This window comes from Nocardioides sp. NPDC058538 (assembly GCF_042719275.1).
Lineage (GTDB): Bacteria > Actinomycetota > Actinomycetes > Propionibacteriales > Nocardioidaceae > Nocardioides.
Window position 1 is genome coordinate 151,798 of sequence record NZ_JBHXNY010000002.1, and the last position, 14,204, is coordinate 166,001.

The following is a 14,204-nucleotide window of genomic DNA, read 5'->3' on the forward strand; positions in this document are numbered from 1 at the left end:
CCGGCCATTCGAATCATTGGTGCGGCCATATTAGGAACGCATGTCCGGATGTGTCAATGGTCACTTATCCTTCTCCGCTGAGCGGGGGCCTAGTGCTTGGGGCGGCGGGATGGTGGCGCGCGGGAGAGGACCGGAAGCGCCTATTGACTTTATGTACGGCCAGATCTAACAATGGCCGTACATTTCCTCGACCCTCCCAGGAGTGTTCACGTGCTACCTCTCGCAGGGATGACCGTCGTCTCGCTCGAGCAGGCGGTGGCGGCCCCCTTCGCCACACGTCAGCTGGCCGATCTCGGGGCTCGCGTCATCAAGGTGGAGCGACCAGGGCCGGGCGACTTCGCGCGTGGCTACGACGAGACCGTCAAGGGGCTCTCGAGCCACTTCGTGTGGCTCAACCGTTCCAAGGAGTCGATCACGCTGGACCTCAAGAGCGAGGCCGGCATCACCGCGCTGCGCGCGCTGGTCGACCGGGCTGACGTGTTCGTCCAGAATCTGGCTCCCGGGGCGGCAGCCCGGTTGGGCATGGACGCGGAGACCTGGCGGGCCCGGCGTCCGGAGCTGGTTCATGTGTCGATCTCCGGCTACGGCGACGTCGGCCCCTACATGTCCAAGAAGGCCTATGACCTGTTGGTGCAGTGCGAGGCCGGTCTGGTCTCGATCACAGGCACCCCGGAGACCCCCAGCAAGGTGGGGATCTCAGTGGCCGACATCGCCGCGGGCATGTATGCCTACACCGGCGTGCTCTCCTCGCTCATCCGGCGGCTGCGCACCGGAGAAGGGGCCACCATCGAGGTCTCGATGCTGGAAGCCCTGGCGGAGTGGATGGGCTTCCCGCTCAACTTCGCGACCTACGGAGGTTCGGCTCCGGCCCGCTCGGGTGCCTCGCACGCGGCGATTGCGCCGTACGGGCCGTTCGCCTGCGCCGGGGGTGAGTTCGTGTTCCTCGGTATCCAGAACGAGCGTGAGTGGGCGACCTTCTGTTCCTCGGTGCTGGAGCAGCCGGACCTGGCCGGAGCGGACCGTTTCGCCAATAACTCGCTTCGCGTGGCCCATCGCTCAGAGCTGACCGAGACAGTGGAGGCGGCCTTCGCGAACCTGGGTGCCGAGGAGGTGGTCGCCCGACTCGACGAGGCACGGATCGCCAACGCTCGGCTGCGTGGTGTGGCCGAGCTCGCCGAGCACCCTCAGCTCGCTGCTCGTGATCGTTGGCGCACGGTCGACTCTCCGGCCGGCCCTCTGCGCCAGCTGCTGCCACCGGCCATGCCCGACGGGGTGGAGCCGCGGTTCGACCCGATCCCGACGGTCGGCGAGCACACCGAGGCCATCCTCGCCGAGCTCGGTCTATCCGAGACGGGCTCGAGCGCCGAGCATGCCCGCACCCACGAACAGGAGCGCCAGCCGTGACCACCGCAGAACGCCTCGCCGAGTGGGCCGCCGGCCTACAGCCGACCACCGAGGACCTCGCCCTCGCCGAACGGGCGCTGCAGGACACCGTCGCAGTAGCGCTCGCGGCTCGCGACGAGCAGATCCTCTCGATCTGCAACGTGCTGGGAGAGGCCGGCCAGTGGGCCACGGCCAGTCATGTCATCGACTACGACGACCTCCACATGGAGTCGACCACCCACATCAGCACGGTCTGCGTGCCGGTCGCCCTCGCCACCGGCGGAAGTGCCCGCGCCTACCTCGCGGGCGCCGGGGTGATGGCCCGGCTGGGCGTCGCGCTGGGATGGGGTCACTACTCCTCCGGCTGGCACGCGACCACGACCTCCGGTGCCCTCGCCGCGGCCGTGGTCGCCGGCACGGCTCGTGGGCTGGACGCCCAGGGGCTGGCTCGAGCGATGGCGCTGGCCGTCCCCGCGGCGGGCGGTGTGCAGCGGGCCTTCGGCACCGACGGAAAGTCGCTCCAGGTGGGACTCGCCGCCGACGCCGGGATCCGCGCGGCCGAGCTCGCTGCGGCAGGCGCCAGTGCCGACCCCTCCGCCGTCGACGCCTGGATCGAGCTGCTCGGGGGTGATGCGGCCACCGTCGACTGCTCGGGGCCCGCCGTGCCGGGCGGCCTGGCGATCAAGATCTACCCGGCCTGCTATGCGCTGCAGCGACCGATCACCGCTCTGCGTCAGGCCCTGTCCGGTGTCGACCTGGACCCTGCCGACGTACGCCGGGTCGAGGTGCACACCCCTGCGGCCACCGTCCACCCGCTCATCCATCACCGACCCGAGACCGGACTGCAGGGCAAGTTCTCCCTGGAGTACGCCGTCGCCACAGCGGTGCTCGACCAACAGCACGGCTTCGCCGAGTTCTCCGACGCGGCGGTCCGCCGCCCCGAGGCCCGCCGCCTCGTCGAGCTGGTCGACACCATCGTGGACGACTCCGGAGACTGGCTGCTGGCCGGCGAGGTGCACGTCGTCGTCCACGTCGGCGACGAACCCCACGAGGCGCGGTTGCAGTATCCGCCCGGGTCTCCGCAGCGTCCACCGACGCCGGAGGAGATGGGGGAGAAGTTGGCCATCTGCCTGGCCGGCAGCGACGTGAGCGCCACCGACATCACCTGGGACGGCGCCGCCGAGATCCTGAGGCGCAACTTGACCACCGACCAAGACCACCACCACGAAGAACTCGAGGAGACTCCATGAGCGACCAGCTGCTGCGCACCGCAGGTGCCGACGGGATGAGTGAGGAGGAGCTCGAGATCGTCGAGCTCGTGCGCGAGTTCGTCGACCGTGAGGTCAAACCCGTCGTGCAGGAGCTCGAGCACACCAATACCTACCCCGAGAAGCTCATCGAGTCGATGAAGCAGATGGGAATCTACGGTCTGGCGATCGGCGAGCCCTGGGGCGATGCCCGGGTCAGCGCCCCCTGCTACGTGCGGGTGACCGAGGAGCTCTCCCGGGGGTGGATGAGCCTTGCCGGTGCCATGGGAGGCCACTCGGTCGTCGCCAAGTTGCTGCAGGACTACGGCACACCCGCCCAGCAGGAGAAGTATCTGCCCCGGATGGCCACAGGTGAGCTCCGTGCGACGATGGCGCTCACCGAACCCGGCGGCGGATCGGACCTGCAGGCGATGCGTACCGTGGCCCGTCGCGAGGGCTCGGAGTTCGTCGTCAACGGGTCGAAGACCTGGATCTCCAACGCCCGCAAGTCCGGCTTGGTTGCGCTCCTGTGCAAGACCAACCCGCATGCCGAGCCCCGGCACAAGGGCGTCTCCATCCTCCTGGTGGAGAAGGACACCGACGCCGACGACAGCGGCGGCCTGACGGTGAGCCGTGACCTGCCCAAGCTGGGCTACAAGGGTGTGGAGAGCTGTGAGCTGGTCTTCGAGGACCTGCGGGTGCACGAGGAGCAACTGCTCGGGGATCGGGAGGGCCAGGGGTTCGCTCAGATGATGCGCGGCCTCGAGATCGGCCGCCTCCAGGTGGCCGGCCGAGCGCTCGGTGTCGGCCGCGCCGCTCTCGAGGACGCGTTGGCCTACTCGCAGGTGCGCGAGAGCTTCGGAGTGCCGATCTGGAAGCATCAGTCGATCGGCAACTACCTCGCCGAGATGGCGACCAAGCTGGCCGCTGCCCGCCAACTGACCCTGCACGCCGCCCGCAAGTACGACGCCGGCGAGCGCGCCGACATGGAAGCCGGCATGGCCAAGCTGCTGGCGTCGGAGACCGCGATGGAGATCGCCCTGGACGCGGTCCGGATCCACGGCGGCTACGGCTACTCGACAGAGTTCGACGTCGAGCGCTACTTCCGTGATGCGCCGCTGATGATCGTCGGTGAGGGCACCAACGAGATCCAGCGCAACGTGATCGCCAAGCAGCTGATCAAGCGTGGGAAGGACTGGTACCGGTGAGCCCGATGGACCCGAACGTGGCACGGTCGTGGCTCTTCGTGCCCGCCACCCGGCCCGAGCGCTTCGCCAAGGCCGTGGCCAGCGGTGCCGACATGGTGATCCTCGATCTCGAGGACGCGGTGCCGTCCGAGGAGAAGGACGCGGCCCGGCGAGCTGCCGCGACCTGGATGGCCGGTGAGGGGGTCGCCGCGGTGCGGGTCAACCCCGCCGACAGCGACCACCATGACGACGACGTCGCCGCGATCGCCGGCCTGCCCGGTCTGCGCGCGGTGCTGCTGCCCATGGCAGAGTCGGTCGAGGCGATTGCCCGCCTGCGCGAGCGGCTGGGGCCCGACGTCGCCCTGGTCCCGCAGCTGGAGACCGCACTCGGGCTGCTCCGGGCCGTGGACCTCGCGGCTGCGCCCGGCGTACGGCGCCTTGCCTTCGGGCACCTCGACTTCGCCGTCGACATCGACGCGGCGCCGCAGCCGCGGGCGCTGCTTCACGCCCGTTCCGCCATCGTGGTCGCGTCCCGCGCCGCCAGGGTCGCGGGTCCGGTCGACAGCGTGACCACCGACCTCGACGACGACGAGATCACCCGCGACGACGCCACGCAGGCGCGTGCACTCGGGTTCACCGGCAAGCTGTGCATCCACCCCCGCCAGGTCGCCGCCGTCAACGCGGCGATGGGCCCCAGTCGCGACGACGTCGCCTGGGCGCGGCGAGTCCTGGAGGCGGGCACCACCGGGGCCGCCCGCTTGGACGGTCAGATGGTCGACGCCCCGGTCATCGTCCGCGCCCAGCGCATCATGAGCAGAGCAGGAGACCACCGATGACCGACCGAACCGCGGAGAGCGTGACCCTCACCGAGGTGATCGCCCCGCAGCCTGCCGAGTCGCTCGCCAACCTCCTCGAGACCGACATTCCGACCGAGACCTTGCCGCCGCTGTGGCACTGGATCCATCTGCTCGAGCGGCGCCGGCAGAGCGACCTGGGTCCTGACGGGCACGCCACCAGCGGGATCCCGGCGCCGCCCGGTCCGGGCCGACGTCGGATGTTCGCCGGCGGTCGGGTCACGACTCATGGGCTGCTGCGCCTGGGTGAAGCCGCCACCCGGGTCACCCGAGTCGTGGCCTCGAAGCAGAAGCAGGGCAGCACCGGCCCGCTCACCTTCGTCACCGTGCGCCACGAGATCTCCCAGTCCGGGGAGGTGCTGATCGTCGACGAGAACGACATCGTCTACCGCGGCGCCGGATCCGGATCGCTCCCGGAGCGGGAGGGTGAGGAGATGCCCGAGCGTGAGGCCCGCCTCGACCTGGCCGTCGACGAGGTCTTCCTCTTCCGCTTCTCCGCCCTCACCTACAACGCCCACCGGATCCACTACGACCACAACTGGGTGCGCGAAGAGGGTTACGACGACCTGGTCGTGCACGGTCCGCTGCAGGCGCTGATGATGGGGGAGCTGCAGCGGCGCGCCGGGGCGGGGCTGGTCGGACGGACTTTCTCCTATCGCCTCGTTGCCCCGATGGTCGGGCCGCAGACCCTCACCGTTGTGGCCGAGGAGGGCGGTCTCTCCGGTGGGGCACAGGTTCGAGATGCCCGCGGGGTGGTCACCGCCATCAGCACCCTGACCGACCGCTGATCGGACCAGCGGTTGGCCCGATATCGGTGCTGGCCAACCCTCGTGGTTCGGCTACGTGGTTCGGCGAGGTTCGGCTCGGTGGGTCACCGCCTCCCGATGTCGGTCCGGACGGCGGCCACCTGCAGCGCCTCCTTCTCGGGCTCGGTGATCAGGCCGGCGCTCAGCAGTGCCTTGGTCTGCTTCGCGACGTACGCACGGAACTTCCCGGGGGAGTGCCAGTCGTGGTCCTCGGCGAACTGCTCGGAGAGGCAGCGGCGGCCGTCGACGACCCGGTCCTCGACGCCTGACCTGACCTGACCTGACCCGCGAGCCTTACGATTCGAGGCCGGCGCCCAGACGCAGGGAGGCGTACGTCTCCTTGACGAAGCGGAGATGGCTCCAGGTCTGGACCTCGCGGACGCCGTCGAGCTCGCGGATGTGATCGAGGACCCCGACGAGGTCGCCGGAGGTGGCGGTGTGGACCGTGAGCAGGGCGTCGTAGCGACCCAGGGTGCGGGCCACGAAGGTGACCGAGGGGAGCCGGGCGAGCTGCTCGGCGATCGGGCGGTGGGCGGCGCCGTCGAGACGGAGGCCGATCCCGGTCGCCGTACGCCGCTCCTGACCCGAGTGACGGACGACGGCGCCGACCCGGACGACGTTGCCGTCGAGCAGCCGGACCACGCGGCGGCGGGTGCCGGCGGGGGAGAGGCCGACGCTCGCGGCCAGGTCGACGTAGGAGGCGCGGCCGTTGGTCTGCAGCGCGCGCAGCAGGGCGTAGTCGGTCTCGTCGAGAGATCCGGCGGCAGGTGCGGGCCCGACCGGGGCGGCCACGTCGCGGATGACCTCGGTGTAGAGCAGGGTCTCGGTGGTGACGATGCCGTCGATCGCGCGCACCTCGGCGAGGGCGTCGTCGATGCGGCCGATGTCCGTCGCCCGCAGCTCCAGGACCAGGGCATGCTGACCGCTGGTCATCGAGACCAGGGTGGTGTCCTCGCGCGCCGCGGCGGCCTGGGCGACCTGGGTCGCGGAGCCGTCCACGGTGACCGAGACGTGGGCGAGCACGTCATGCCCGAGAACCGCCGGGTGAACGACGCCGCGTACGTCGATGTGCCCCTCGGTCAGCAGCCGCTGGACCCGGGTGGCCGCGGCTGATCGGGAGAGGCCCACCTGGGCGGCGATCTCGCGGTGGGTGAGCCGACCGTCCTCCTCGAGCAGGACGAGGATCGCCTCATCGGTGCTGTCGAGAACGCCGGGCGTGATTTCGTTCGACATTTTTTGAGAGCGTCTCCAAGGTCAGATCGATCCTCTGGGGCGTGGATCGGATGCCATTATGACGGATCCGCTAGATCTGACCGGCATATCGACAGCTATTACCGCCAGGTTAAGAACGAAACGATTGCGGGGGCGTTCCCGGTGCTCTTACAGTGACGCAGATCTCGGCCCCCTCGACCCGCATCCCAGGAGACCCGGTGCCCATGGACCCGATCACCAGCACGCCGCACCAGCCGCCTCCCAAGGTCACCGAGGTCGAGCAGCACGGCGTCGAGCCGATCCCAGACCCTGAGCGCAGCGCCCGCCCGATCGACCTGTTCCGGCTCACCTTCGGCGGTGCCAACACGATCGCCACCGTGGTGCTCGGCAGCTTCCCGATCCTCTTCGGGCTCTCCTTCGTGCATGGTCTGATGGCCACGCTGCTCGGGCTGTTGCTCGGCGCGGTCGTCCTCGCCCCGATGGCCCTGTTCGGCCCGCGCAACGGCACCAGCAACTCGGTCAGCTCCTCGGCCCATCTCGGCGTACACGGCCGGATCGTCGGCTCGTTCCTCTCCCTGCTCACCGCGCTCGCGTTCTTCTCGATCTCGGTGTGGAGCTCGGGCGACGTGCTCGTCGGCGGCGCCAACCGCGCGGTCGGCCTGCCGGAGAACGACCTGAGCCTGGCGTTGGCGTACGGCCTCTTCGCCGTGCTCGTGCTGGTCGTGTGCATCTACGGCTTCCGGTTCATGCTGCTGGTCAACAAGATCGCCGTGATCGCCGCGACCCTGCTCTTCCTGCTCGGCATCGTCGCCTTCGCCGGCGACTTCGACCCGGGCTACGCCGGTGCGTTCGGCTCGGGTTCGGGGGCGTTCGGCGAGCCCGGCTTCTGGGCGGCCTTCGTCGGCTCCGCGCTGATCGTGATGTCCAACCCGGTCAGCTTCGGCGCCTTCCTGGGCGACTGGGCCCGCTACATCCCGCGCGAGACCTCCGGACGCTCCTCGATGGCCGCCGCGTTCCTGGCGCAGATCGCCACCCTCGTACCGTTCTGCTTCGGGCTGGTCTCGATGACGATCATCGCCACCCGCGAGCCCGAGATCTTCGCCTCTGGTGCGTACGCCTCCGGCCTGCTCGCGATCGCGCCGGGCTGGTACTTCGTCCCGGTCGCCCTGATCGCCCTGATCGGCGGCATGTCGACCGGCACCACCGCGCTCTACGGCACCGGGCTGGACTTCTCCAGCGTCTTCCCGCGCTTCAGCCGCGTCCAGTCGACGGTGCTGATCGGCGTCTTCGCGATCGGGGTGATCTTCATCGGCCGGTTCGTCTTCGACGTGGTCTCCAGCATCTCCGCCTTCGCCGTCCTCATCGTCAGCTGCACCGTGCCCTGGATGATGGTGATGATGATCGGCTGGTACGTCCGGCGCGGCTGGTACGACTCCGACTCCCTGCAGGTCTTCAACCGCCGCCGGCGCGGGGGCCGCTACTGGTTCGCCCACGGCTGGAACTGGCGCGGCCTGGCCGCCTGGCTGATCGCAGCCGCCGTCGCGCTCACCTTCGTGAACCTGCCCGGCCAGTTCGTCGGTCCGGCCGCACCGCTGATCCCCGGCGGGGTCGACATCTCCATCCCGCTCGGCATGGGGCTCGGCGCGCTGCTCTACCTCGGCCTGCTCTTCGCCTTCCCGGAGCCGCGGGACGCCTACGGCCCCGAGGGGCCGCGGTTGGTGCCGACCGGACCGCCCGCGAACACCCCGGTCATCTCGGTCGACGATGAGGCGGCACCGGCCGCCACCGTCGTCGGCTGACCCGAACGTCACACCGCACCACGCAAACCGCACCACGCAAGGAGAACCACCCATGCCCATCGGGCCCGTCGACGCCTCCAAGAACCCTCGCTACGCCGGCTTCGCGACGTTCGCGCGGCTGCCCCGCCTCGACCAGGTGGAGCACGCCGACATCGCGGTCGTCGGAGTGCCGTTCGACACCGGCGTCTCCTACCGTCCGGGCGCCCGCTTCGGCCCGGCGCACGTACGGGAGTCGTCGCGACTGCTGCGTCCCTACAACCCGGCGCTGGACGTCTCGCCGTTCGCCTCGGCCCAGGTGGTCGACGCGGGCGACATCGCGGCCAACCCGTTCCACATCGAGGAGGCGCTCGACACCGTGCAGGCCTCCGCACTCGAGCTCACCGCCGGCGGCACCCGACTGGTGACGATCGGCGGCGACCACACCATCGCGCTGCCGCTGCTGCGGGCCGCCGCCGAGCGCCACGGCCCGGTCGCGCTGGTGCACTTCGACGCCCATCTGGACACCTGGGACACCTACTTCGGTGCCGAATACACCCACGGCACCCCGTTCCGACGGGCGGTGGAGGAGGGCATCCTCGACACCGAGGCGCTGTGCCACGTCGGCACCCGCGGCCCCCTCTACGGCAAGAAGGACCTCGAGGACGACCGTCGCTTCGGCTTCGGGATCGTCACCTCCTCCGACGTCTTCCGCCAGGGCGTCGACGAGGTGGTCGAGAAGATCCGGAAGCGGGTCGGCGACCGGCCCGTCTACGTCTCGGTCGACATCGACGTCCTCGACCCGGCGCACGCCCCCGGCACCGGCACCCCCGAGGCCGGCGGGCTCACCTCCCGTGAGCTGCTCGAGATCCTGCGCGGCTTCGTCGGCCTGAACCTGATCGGCGCCGACGTGGTCGAGGTCGCCCCGGCCTACGACCATGCCGAGCTGACCGGAGTCGCGGCCTCGCACGTGGCCTACGACCTGGTCTCGCTGCTCGCGATGCGCCATCTGGGTGGAGTGTGATGGGACGCAACGGCGGCGACGTCACCGTCGAGAGCCTGACCGCTCTCGGAGCGACGCACGTGTTCGGCATCCCGGGCCAGCACGCGCTGGGTCTCTTCGACGCCATCCGCCGCAGCGACCTGACCTTCGTCTCCTCCCGGGTGGAGAACAACTCGGTCTTCGCCGCCGACGGATTCGCCCGTACGACCGGCGAGGTCGGCGTGGTGTTCTGCTCCACCGGCCCCGGGGCGCTCACCGCGCTGGGCGCGCTCCAGGAGGCGTACGCCGCGTGCGTCCCGATCCTGATGATCACCAGTCAGATCCCGCGCGACGGGCTCGGCGGTGCGCGCAAGGGCTACCTGCACCAGCTCGACGACCAGCAGGCCAGCGCCCGCAACGTCACCAAGACCACCGTCGTCGTCCGGGACGCGGCCGCCATCCCCGGCGTGCTCGCCGATGCGTGGGCCACCGCCCAGGAGGCGCCGGCAGGGCCGGTGTGGGTCGAGATCCCGCAGGACGTGCTCCTCGAGGACGTCACGGTGCCGCCGGTGACCGGTCTGACCGCAGCGGTGCCCGCGCCGCGCCGGCCCCGGCCGGAGGTCGCAGCCGAGGCTGCCCGGCTCCTGGCCGCGGCGCAGCGCCCGGTGATCCTCGCCGGGGGAGGCGTACGCCGCTCCGCGGGCGCTCCGCAGGCGCTGGTCGCCCTCGCCGAGCTCCTCGATGCGCCGGTGGTCTCGACCTCCGGCGGCAACGGCTCGATCCCGCTCGCGCACCCGCTGAGCGCGGGCGCGTGGATCGAGGACCGGTTCACCACCGATCTGCTCGACGACGCGGACGTCCTGCTCGCGGTCGGCACCTCCTTCGGTGAGGTGACCAGCAACTACGGCACCCTCGCCCCGCGTGGCCGGGTGATCCAGGTGGACGCCGAAGCCCGCGTGCTCGGCTCCAACCACGACGTGCTCGGTGTCCACGCCGACGCCGCCGCGGCTCTCACCGACCTGGCGGCGGCGCTTCCCGGCGCCGGATCCGAGCCGGGGGCGAGGCGATCCGGTGAGCGGGTCGCCGAGGATCTGCGTACCCGTGTCCAGGCTCGTCTCGACGCCCAGGACCTCGCCGCCGAGCAGCGGCTGCTCGCCGACCTGCGTGCGGCGGTGCCCGACGACATCGACACCTTCTGGGACATGACCATCGCTGCGTACTGGGCCTGGTCGGCGTGGGATCCACGCACCGGCGGCTTCCACACCGCGCAGGCGTCGGGCGGTCTCGGTCCGGCCTTTCCCTCGGCGATAGGCGCAGCCGTCGGGACCGGACGGCGTACGTTCGCGGTCACCGGCGACGGCGGCGCGATGTACTCCATCGCCGAGCTCGCCACCGCCCGCCAGCACGATGCCGACGTCACCTGGCTGATCATCGACGACGGCGGCTACGGGATCCTGCGCGAGTACATGACCGGAGCCTTCGGTGCCGCCACCGCCACCGAGCTCACCCGTCCCGACTTCGTCCTGCTGGCCGAGTCATTCGGCATCCCCGTCCACGCCGCGACCCCCGAGACCGTCGGCGAGATCGTCGCCGCCACCTTCACCACCAGCGGCCCCGCTGTCGTGGTTCTTCCGACCGTCCTTCGCATGTTCGCCCCCAGCTGATCGGACCTCTCATGGATCTCGCCATCATCGTCATCTACCTCGCCGCCATGGTCGCCTTCGGCTGGTGGGGCAAGTCCCGGACCAAGGACAGCTCCGACTTCCTCGTCGCCGGCCGCCGGCTCGGACCGGTGCTCTACACCGGCACCCTGTCCGCGCTCGTCCTCGGCGGAGCCTCGACCGTCGGCGGGGTCGCGCTCGGCTACGAGTACGGTCTCTCCGGGGCGTGGCTGGTGGCGGCGATCGCCCTCGGCGTCCTGGCGCTCAGTCTGTTCTTCGCCGGGAAGATCCAGCGGCTACGGATCTTCACCGTGGCCCAGATGCTGGCACTGCGCTACGGGGTCGGCGCGACCGCGGCATCGGGCGTGGTCATGGTGGCCTACACGCTGATGCTGGCGGTCACCTCCACGATGGCGTACGCGACCGTGTTCAACGTCCTGTTCGGGACCGACCGAGTCGTCTCCGTGCTGATCGGCGGCGTCATCGTGGTGATCTACTCCACCATCGGCGGGATGTGGTCGATCACCCTGACGGACATGGTGCAGTTCGTCCTGCAGACCGTCGGCATCTTCGTACTGCTGCTGCCCTTCACCTGGAACCACGCCGGCGGTCTCGACGGGATCAGGGCCAGGGCGACGGACTCCGTCTTCGACCTCGGCGCGATCGGCACCGGCACCGTGATCACCTACGTCGTCGTCTACACCTTCGGGATGCTGATCGGGCAGGACATCTGGCAGCGGGTCTTCACCGCCCGTTCGCCGCAGGTCGCACGCTGGGGTGGAACCGCGGCCGGTGTCTACTGCCTGCTCTACGGTGTGGCCGGCGCGCTGATCGGCACCGCGGCCTCCACGTTCGTCACTGTCGAGGACCGCAACGACGTCTACGCCACGATCGCCGAGTCGATCCTCCCTGTCGGCGTCACGGGCCTGGTGCTCGCCGCCGCTGTGGCAGCGATGATGTCGACGGCCTCGGGCGCCCTGATCGCGACCGCGACGGTGGCCCGCACCGACGTACAGCCGCTCCTCGCCCGGCTGATCGGGCGCACTCCCGCGCGCGTCCAGGACGAGGCGGAGAACCCCGAGCACGACGTGCTGGCCAACCGGATCTACGTCGTCGCCACCGGTGCCGTCGTCGTCGTGATCGCCTCGCTGCTCGACGACGTCGTCTCGGCTCTGACGATCGCCTACGACATCCTCGTCGGCGGTCTGCTGGTGCCGATCCTGGGTGGCTTCCTCTGGCGCCGAGCGACGGGTGCGGCGGCGGTGGTGGCGATGGCCGCCGGCACCGCCACGACCCTGGCGACGATGGCGATCGTCGGCGACGTCCTCGCCAACGAGCCGGTCTACGCGGGCCTCGCGGTCAGCGCCGTGGCGTACGTCGTGGTCAGCCTGCTCACCCGCCCGACCGACCCCGCGGTGATGCGCGAGTGGACCGATCGACTCGCGGGTGGAGAGACCTGTGACGAAACCGGCGTCACGACCGCTCTGGCCACCGAGGAGCGCTAATCTGAAAAGGCATATTGTCAAATTCGCGCGCTCGTCCTAGGGTCGGCTGTGACCGGTTTGTCTGGGGAAAGAGTGGTCTGTCATGGTCAAGCGTTCTGCTGTCATCCGTGCCGTCGTGGTGCTGCTCGCGGCCTCGACCCTGCTGATCGCCCCACCGGCGCAGGCGGCGGGAGGCGTCAACGACGCCGCGTGCCGGCCATCGGCCGACCACCCCAACCCGGTCGTCTTCCTGCACGGCCTGGGAGCCAACAAGGACGAGGACCTCAACTTCCTCCAGGCCGACGTGGCAGCGCAGGGCTACTGCACCTACAGCCTGACCTACGGCACCGGTGCGTACGGTCCGTTCGTCGGCGGGGTGGGGGACATCGCCAGGTCGGCCGCGCAGATCAAGGCGTTCGTCCAGAACGTGCTGGCGCAGACCGGCGCCGCGAAGGCCGACCTGGTCGGCCACTCCGAGGGTGGGTTCCAGACGCTCTACGTCACCAAGACGCAGGGCATCTCCGCCCGGATCGACAAGGTCGTCGCCATCGCGCCGCCGACCCACGGCACCACGTTCGCCGGCCTCTACCGGCTCGGCATGGCCCTGGGCGCCGACGAGCTGGCAGGGCAGGTCCTGACCACCTTCGGCTGTGTGGCCTGCACCCAGCTGGTCACCGACGGCAGCGCCGTACGCACCCTGACGAACGGTCCGATCGCGCAGCCCGGGGTGACGTACACGATCATCCAGTCGAGGTACGACGAGCTGGTCACGCCCACCGAGACCGCGTTCGTGCGCGAGCCGGGCGTCGCCAACACCTACGTGCAGGACGTCTGCCCGCACGACCCGGTCGGTCACATCGGCGAGGCCTACGACACCAACGTCTGGCACCTGGTGAAGAACGCGCTCGACCCGGCCGGCGCGGCCCCCTTCGTCTGCTCGGTCGGGTCGCCCGGCTGATGGCGCAGGAGGGCCGTTCGTACGGCGGGCTGACCCGCGAGGAGCGTGACGCCCAGCGCCGCCAGCGGCTTCTGGAGACCGCCAAGGAGATCATCGGCACGCAGGGCTACGCGGCGACCACGATCCCGGGTGTCTGTGCCGCCTCGAAGGTGTCGACGCGGCACTTCTACGAGATCTATCCCGGCAAGGAGGATCTCTTCGTCGACCTCTACGACCGGATCACCGCCGACTCCTACGCGCGAGTGGCGACCTCCTTGGCGGCGACCGCCGGTGAGCCGATCTTCGAGCGGGTGCCGGCAGCGGTGCTGGCCTATCTCGACCCGATGCTCAAGGACCCCCGCGTCGCCCGGATCGCGTTCGTGGAGATCATGGGCGCGAGCCCACGTATCGAGAAGCTCCGGCTCGACTACCGCGAGACCCTGGTCGACATCGTGGGCACCGAGTGCGCCGCCTCCGTGGGCCGGGGCGAGATCGTCGATCGTGACTGGCGCTTCGCCGCGCTGGCTCTCGTGGGTGCGGTGACCGCCATCGTCTACGACTGGGCGCTGCATCAGTCGCGCTCGAACCGCGAGGCGCGCGAGACCCAGCTGGCCGACCTCGCGCTCGTCCTGCTCACCGCGGATCCTCCGGCGTAGGTCGCCCGTGTATCTCCTCG

At 70.1% G+C, this 14,204-nt stretch carries 13 protein-coding genes; 12 read left to right on the plus strand and 1 reads right to left on the minus strand.

Annotated features, from left to right (window positions below; all coding sequences use genetic code 11):
• The first annotated feature begins 210 nt into the window (after nucleotides 1-210).
• Genes ACFWQC_RS02700 through ACFWQC_RS02725 form a run of 6 tightly spaced genes read left to right on the plus strand, consistent with a single transcriptional unit; the run spans nucleotide 211 to nucleotide 5,746 of the window.
• Entirely contained in the window at nucleotides 211-1,404 is a 1,194-nt protein-coding gene (locus ACFWQC_RS02700) for a CaiB/BaiF CoA transferase family protein (RefSeq protein WP_378672697.1), read from the plus strand.
• On the plus strand, nucleotides 1,401-2,633 hold the full coding sequence (locus tag ACFWQC_RS02705) for an MmgE/PrpD family protein (RefSeq protein ID WP_378672700.1): 1,233 nt from the start codon (nucleotides 1,401-1,403) through the stop codon (nucleotides 2,631-2,633). The genes ACFWQC_RS02700 and ACFWQC_RS02705 overlap by 4 nt, the downstream gene beginning before the upstream one ends.
• The gene (locus ACFWQC_RS02710; RefSeq protein ID WP_378672703.1) at nucleotides 2,630-3,838 is read left to right on the plus strand and encodes an acyl-CoA dehydrogenase family protein; all 1,209 of its coding nucleotides are present in this window, start codon (nucleotides 2,630-2,632) and stop codon (nucleotides 3,836-3,838) included. The genes ACFWQC_RS02705 and ACFWQC_RS02710 overlap by 4 nt, the downstream gene beginning before the upstream one ends.
• Nucleotides 3,839-3,843: 5 nt before the next feature.
• Entirely contained in the window at nucleotides 3,844-4,653 is an 810-nt protein-coding gene (locus tag ACFWQC_RS02715) for an HpcH/HpaI aldolase/citrate lyase family protein (RefSeq protein ID WP_378673079.1), read from the plus strand.
• Nucleotides 4,650-5,459: a MaoC family dehydratase N-terminal domain-containing protein gene (locus tag ACFWQC_RS02720; RefSeq protein WP_378672706.1), complete on the plus strand. Its 810-nt coding sequence runs from the start codon at nucleotides 4,650-4,652 to the stop codon at nucleotides 5,457-5,459. Before ACFWQC_RS02715 ends, ACFWQC_RS02720 begins: the two co-directional genes overlap by 4 nt.
• A gap of 26 nt (nucleotides 5,460-5,485) precedes the next feature.
• Nucleotides 5,486-5,746, plus strand: coding sequence for a hypothetical protein (locus tag ACFWQC_RS02725; RefSeq protein ID WP_378672709.1), 261 nt, complete (start codon nucleotides 5,486-5,488; stop codon nucleotides 5,744-5,746).
• 25 nt (nucleotides 5,747-5,771) lie between these two features.
• Here ACFWQC_RS02725 and ACFWQC_RS02730 read toward each other — a convergent pair whose 3' ends face one another.
• Nucleotides 5,772-6,710 carry an Lrp/AsnC family transcriptional regulator gene (locus ACFWQC_RS02730; protein WP_378672711.1) on the minus strand — a complete coding sequence of 313 codons (939 nt, stop codon included), beginning with the start codon at nucleotides 6,708-6,710 and terminating at the stop codon, nucleotides 5,772-5,774.
• Between the two features lie 203 nt (nucleotides 6,711-6,913).
• Here ACFWQC_RS02730 and ACFWQC_RS02735 point away from each other — a divergent pair, with 203 nt between their 5' ends.
• From ACFWQC_RS02735 to ACFWQC_RS02760, 6 genes are all read left to right on the plus strand, one after another.
• Nucleotides 6,914-8,488: a purine-cytosine permease family protein gene (locus ACFWQC_RS02735; RefSeq protein ID WP_378672713.1), complete on the plus strand. Its 1,575-nt coding sequence runs from the start codon at nucleotides 6,914-6,916 to the stop codon at nucleotides 8,486-8,488.
• A gap of 52 nt (nucleotides 8,489-8,540) precedes the next feature.
• Complete coding sequence (gene speB / locus ACFWQC_RS02740; RefSeq protein WP_378672716.1) at nucleotides 8,541-9,488, plus strand: agmatinase; 948 nt, start codon at nucleotides 8,541-8,543, stop codon at nucleotides 9,486-9,488.
• The gene (locus ACFWQC_RS02745; RefSeq protein WP_378672718.1) at nucleotides 9,488-11,110 is read left to right on the plus strand and encodes a thiamine pyrophosphate-binding protein; all 1,623 of its coding nucleotides are present in this window, start codon (nucleotides 9,488-9,490) and stop codon (nucleotides 11,108-11,110) included. Before speB ends, ACFWQC_RS02745 begins: the two co-directional genes overlap by 1 nt.
• An 11-nt stretch (nucleotides 11,111-11,121) precedes the next feature.
• Nucleotides 11,122-12,612 (plus strand): sodium:solute symporter, encoded by a 1,491-nt coding sequence (locus tag ACFWQC_RS02750; RefSeq protein ID WP_378672721.1) that lies wholly within the window; start codon nucleotides 11,122-11,124, stop codon nucleotides 12,610-12,612.
• Nucleotides 12,613-12,694: 82 nt separating this feature from the next.
• Nucleotides 12,695-13,549: an esterase/lipase family protein gene (locus ACFWQC_RS02755; protein WP_378672724.1), complete on the plus strand. Its 855-nt coding sequence runs from the start codon at nucleotides 12,695-12,697 to the stop codon at nucleotides 13,547-13,549.
• Complete coding sequence (locus ACFWQC_RS02760; protein WP_378672726.1) at nucleotides 13,549-14,184, plus strand: TetR/AcrR family transcriptional regulator; 636 nt, start codon at nucleotides 13,549-13,551, stop codon at nucleotides 14,182-14,184. The genes ACFWQC_RS02755 and ACFWQC_RS02760 overlap by 1 nt, the downstream gene beginning before the upstream one ends.
• Nucleotides 14,185-14,204: the final 20 nt, after the last annotated feature.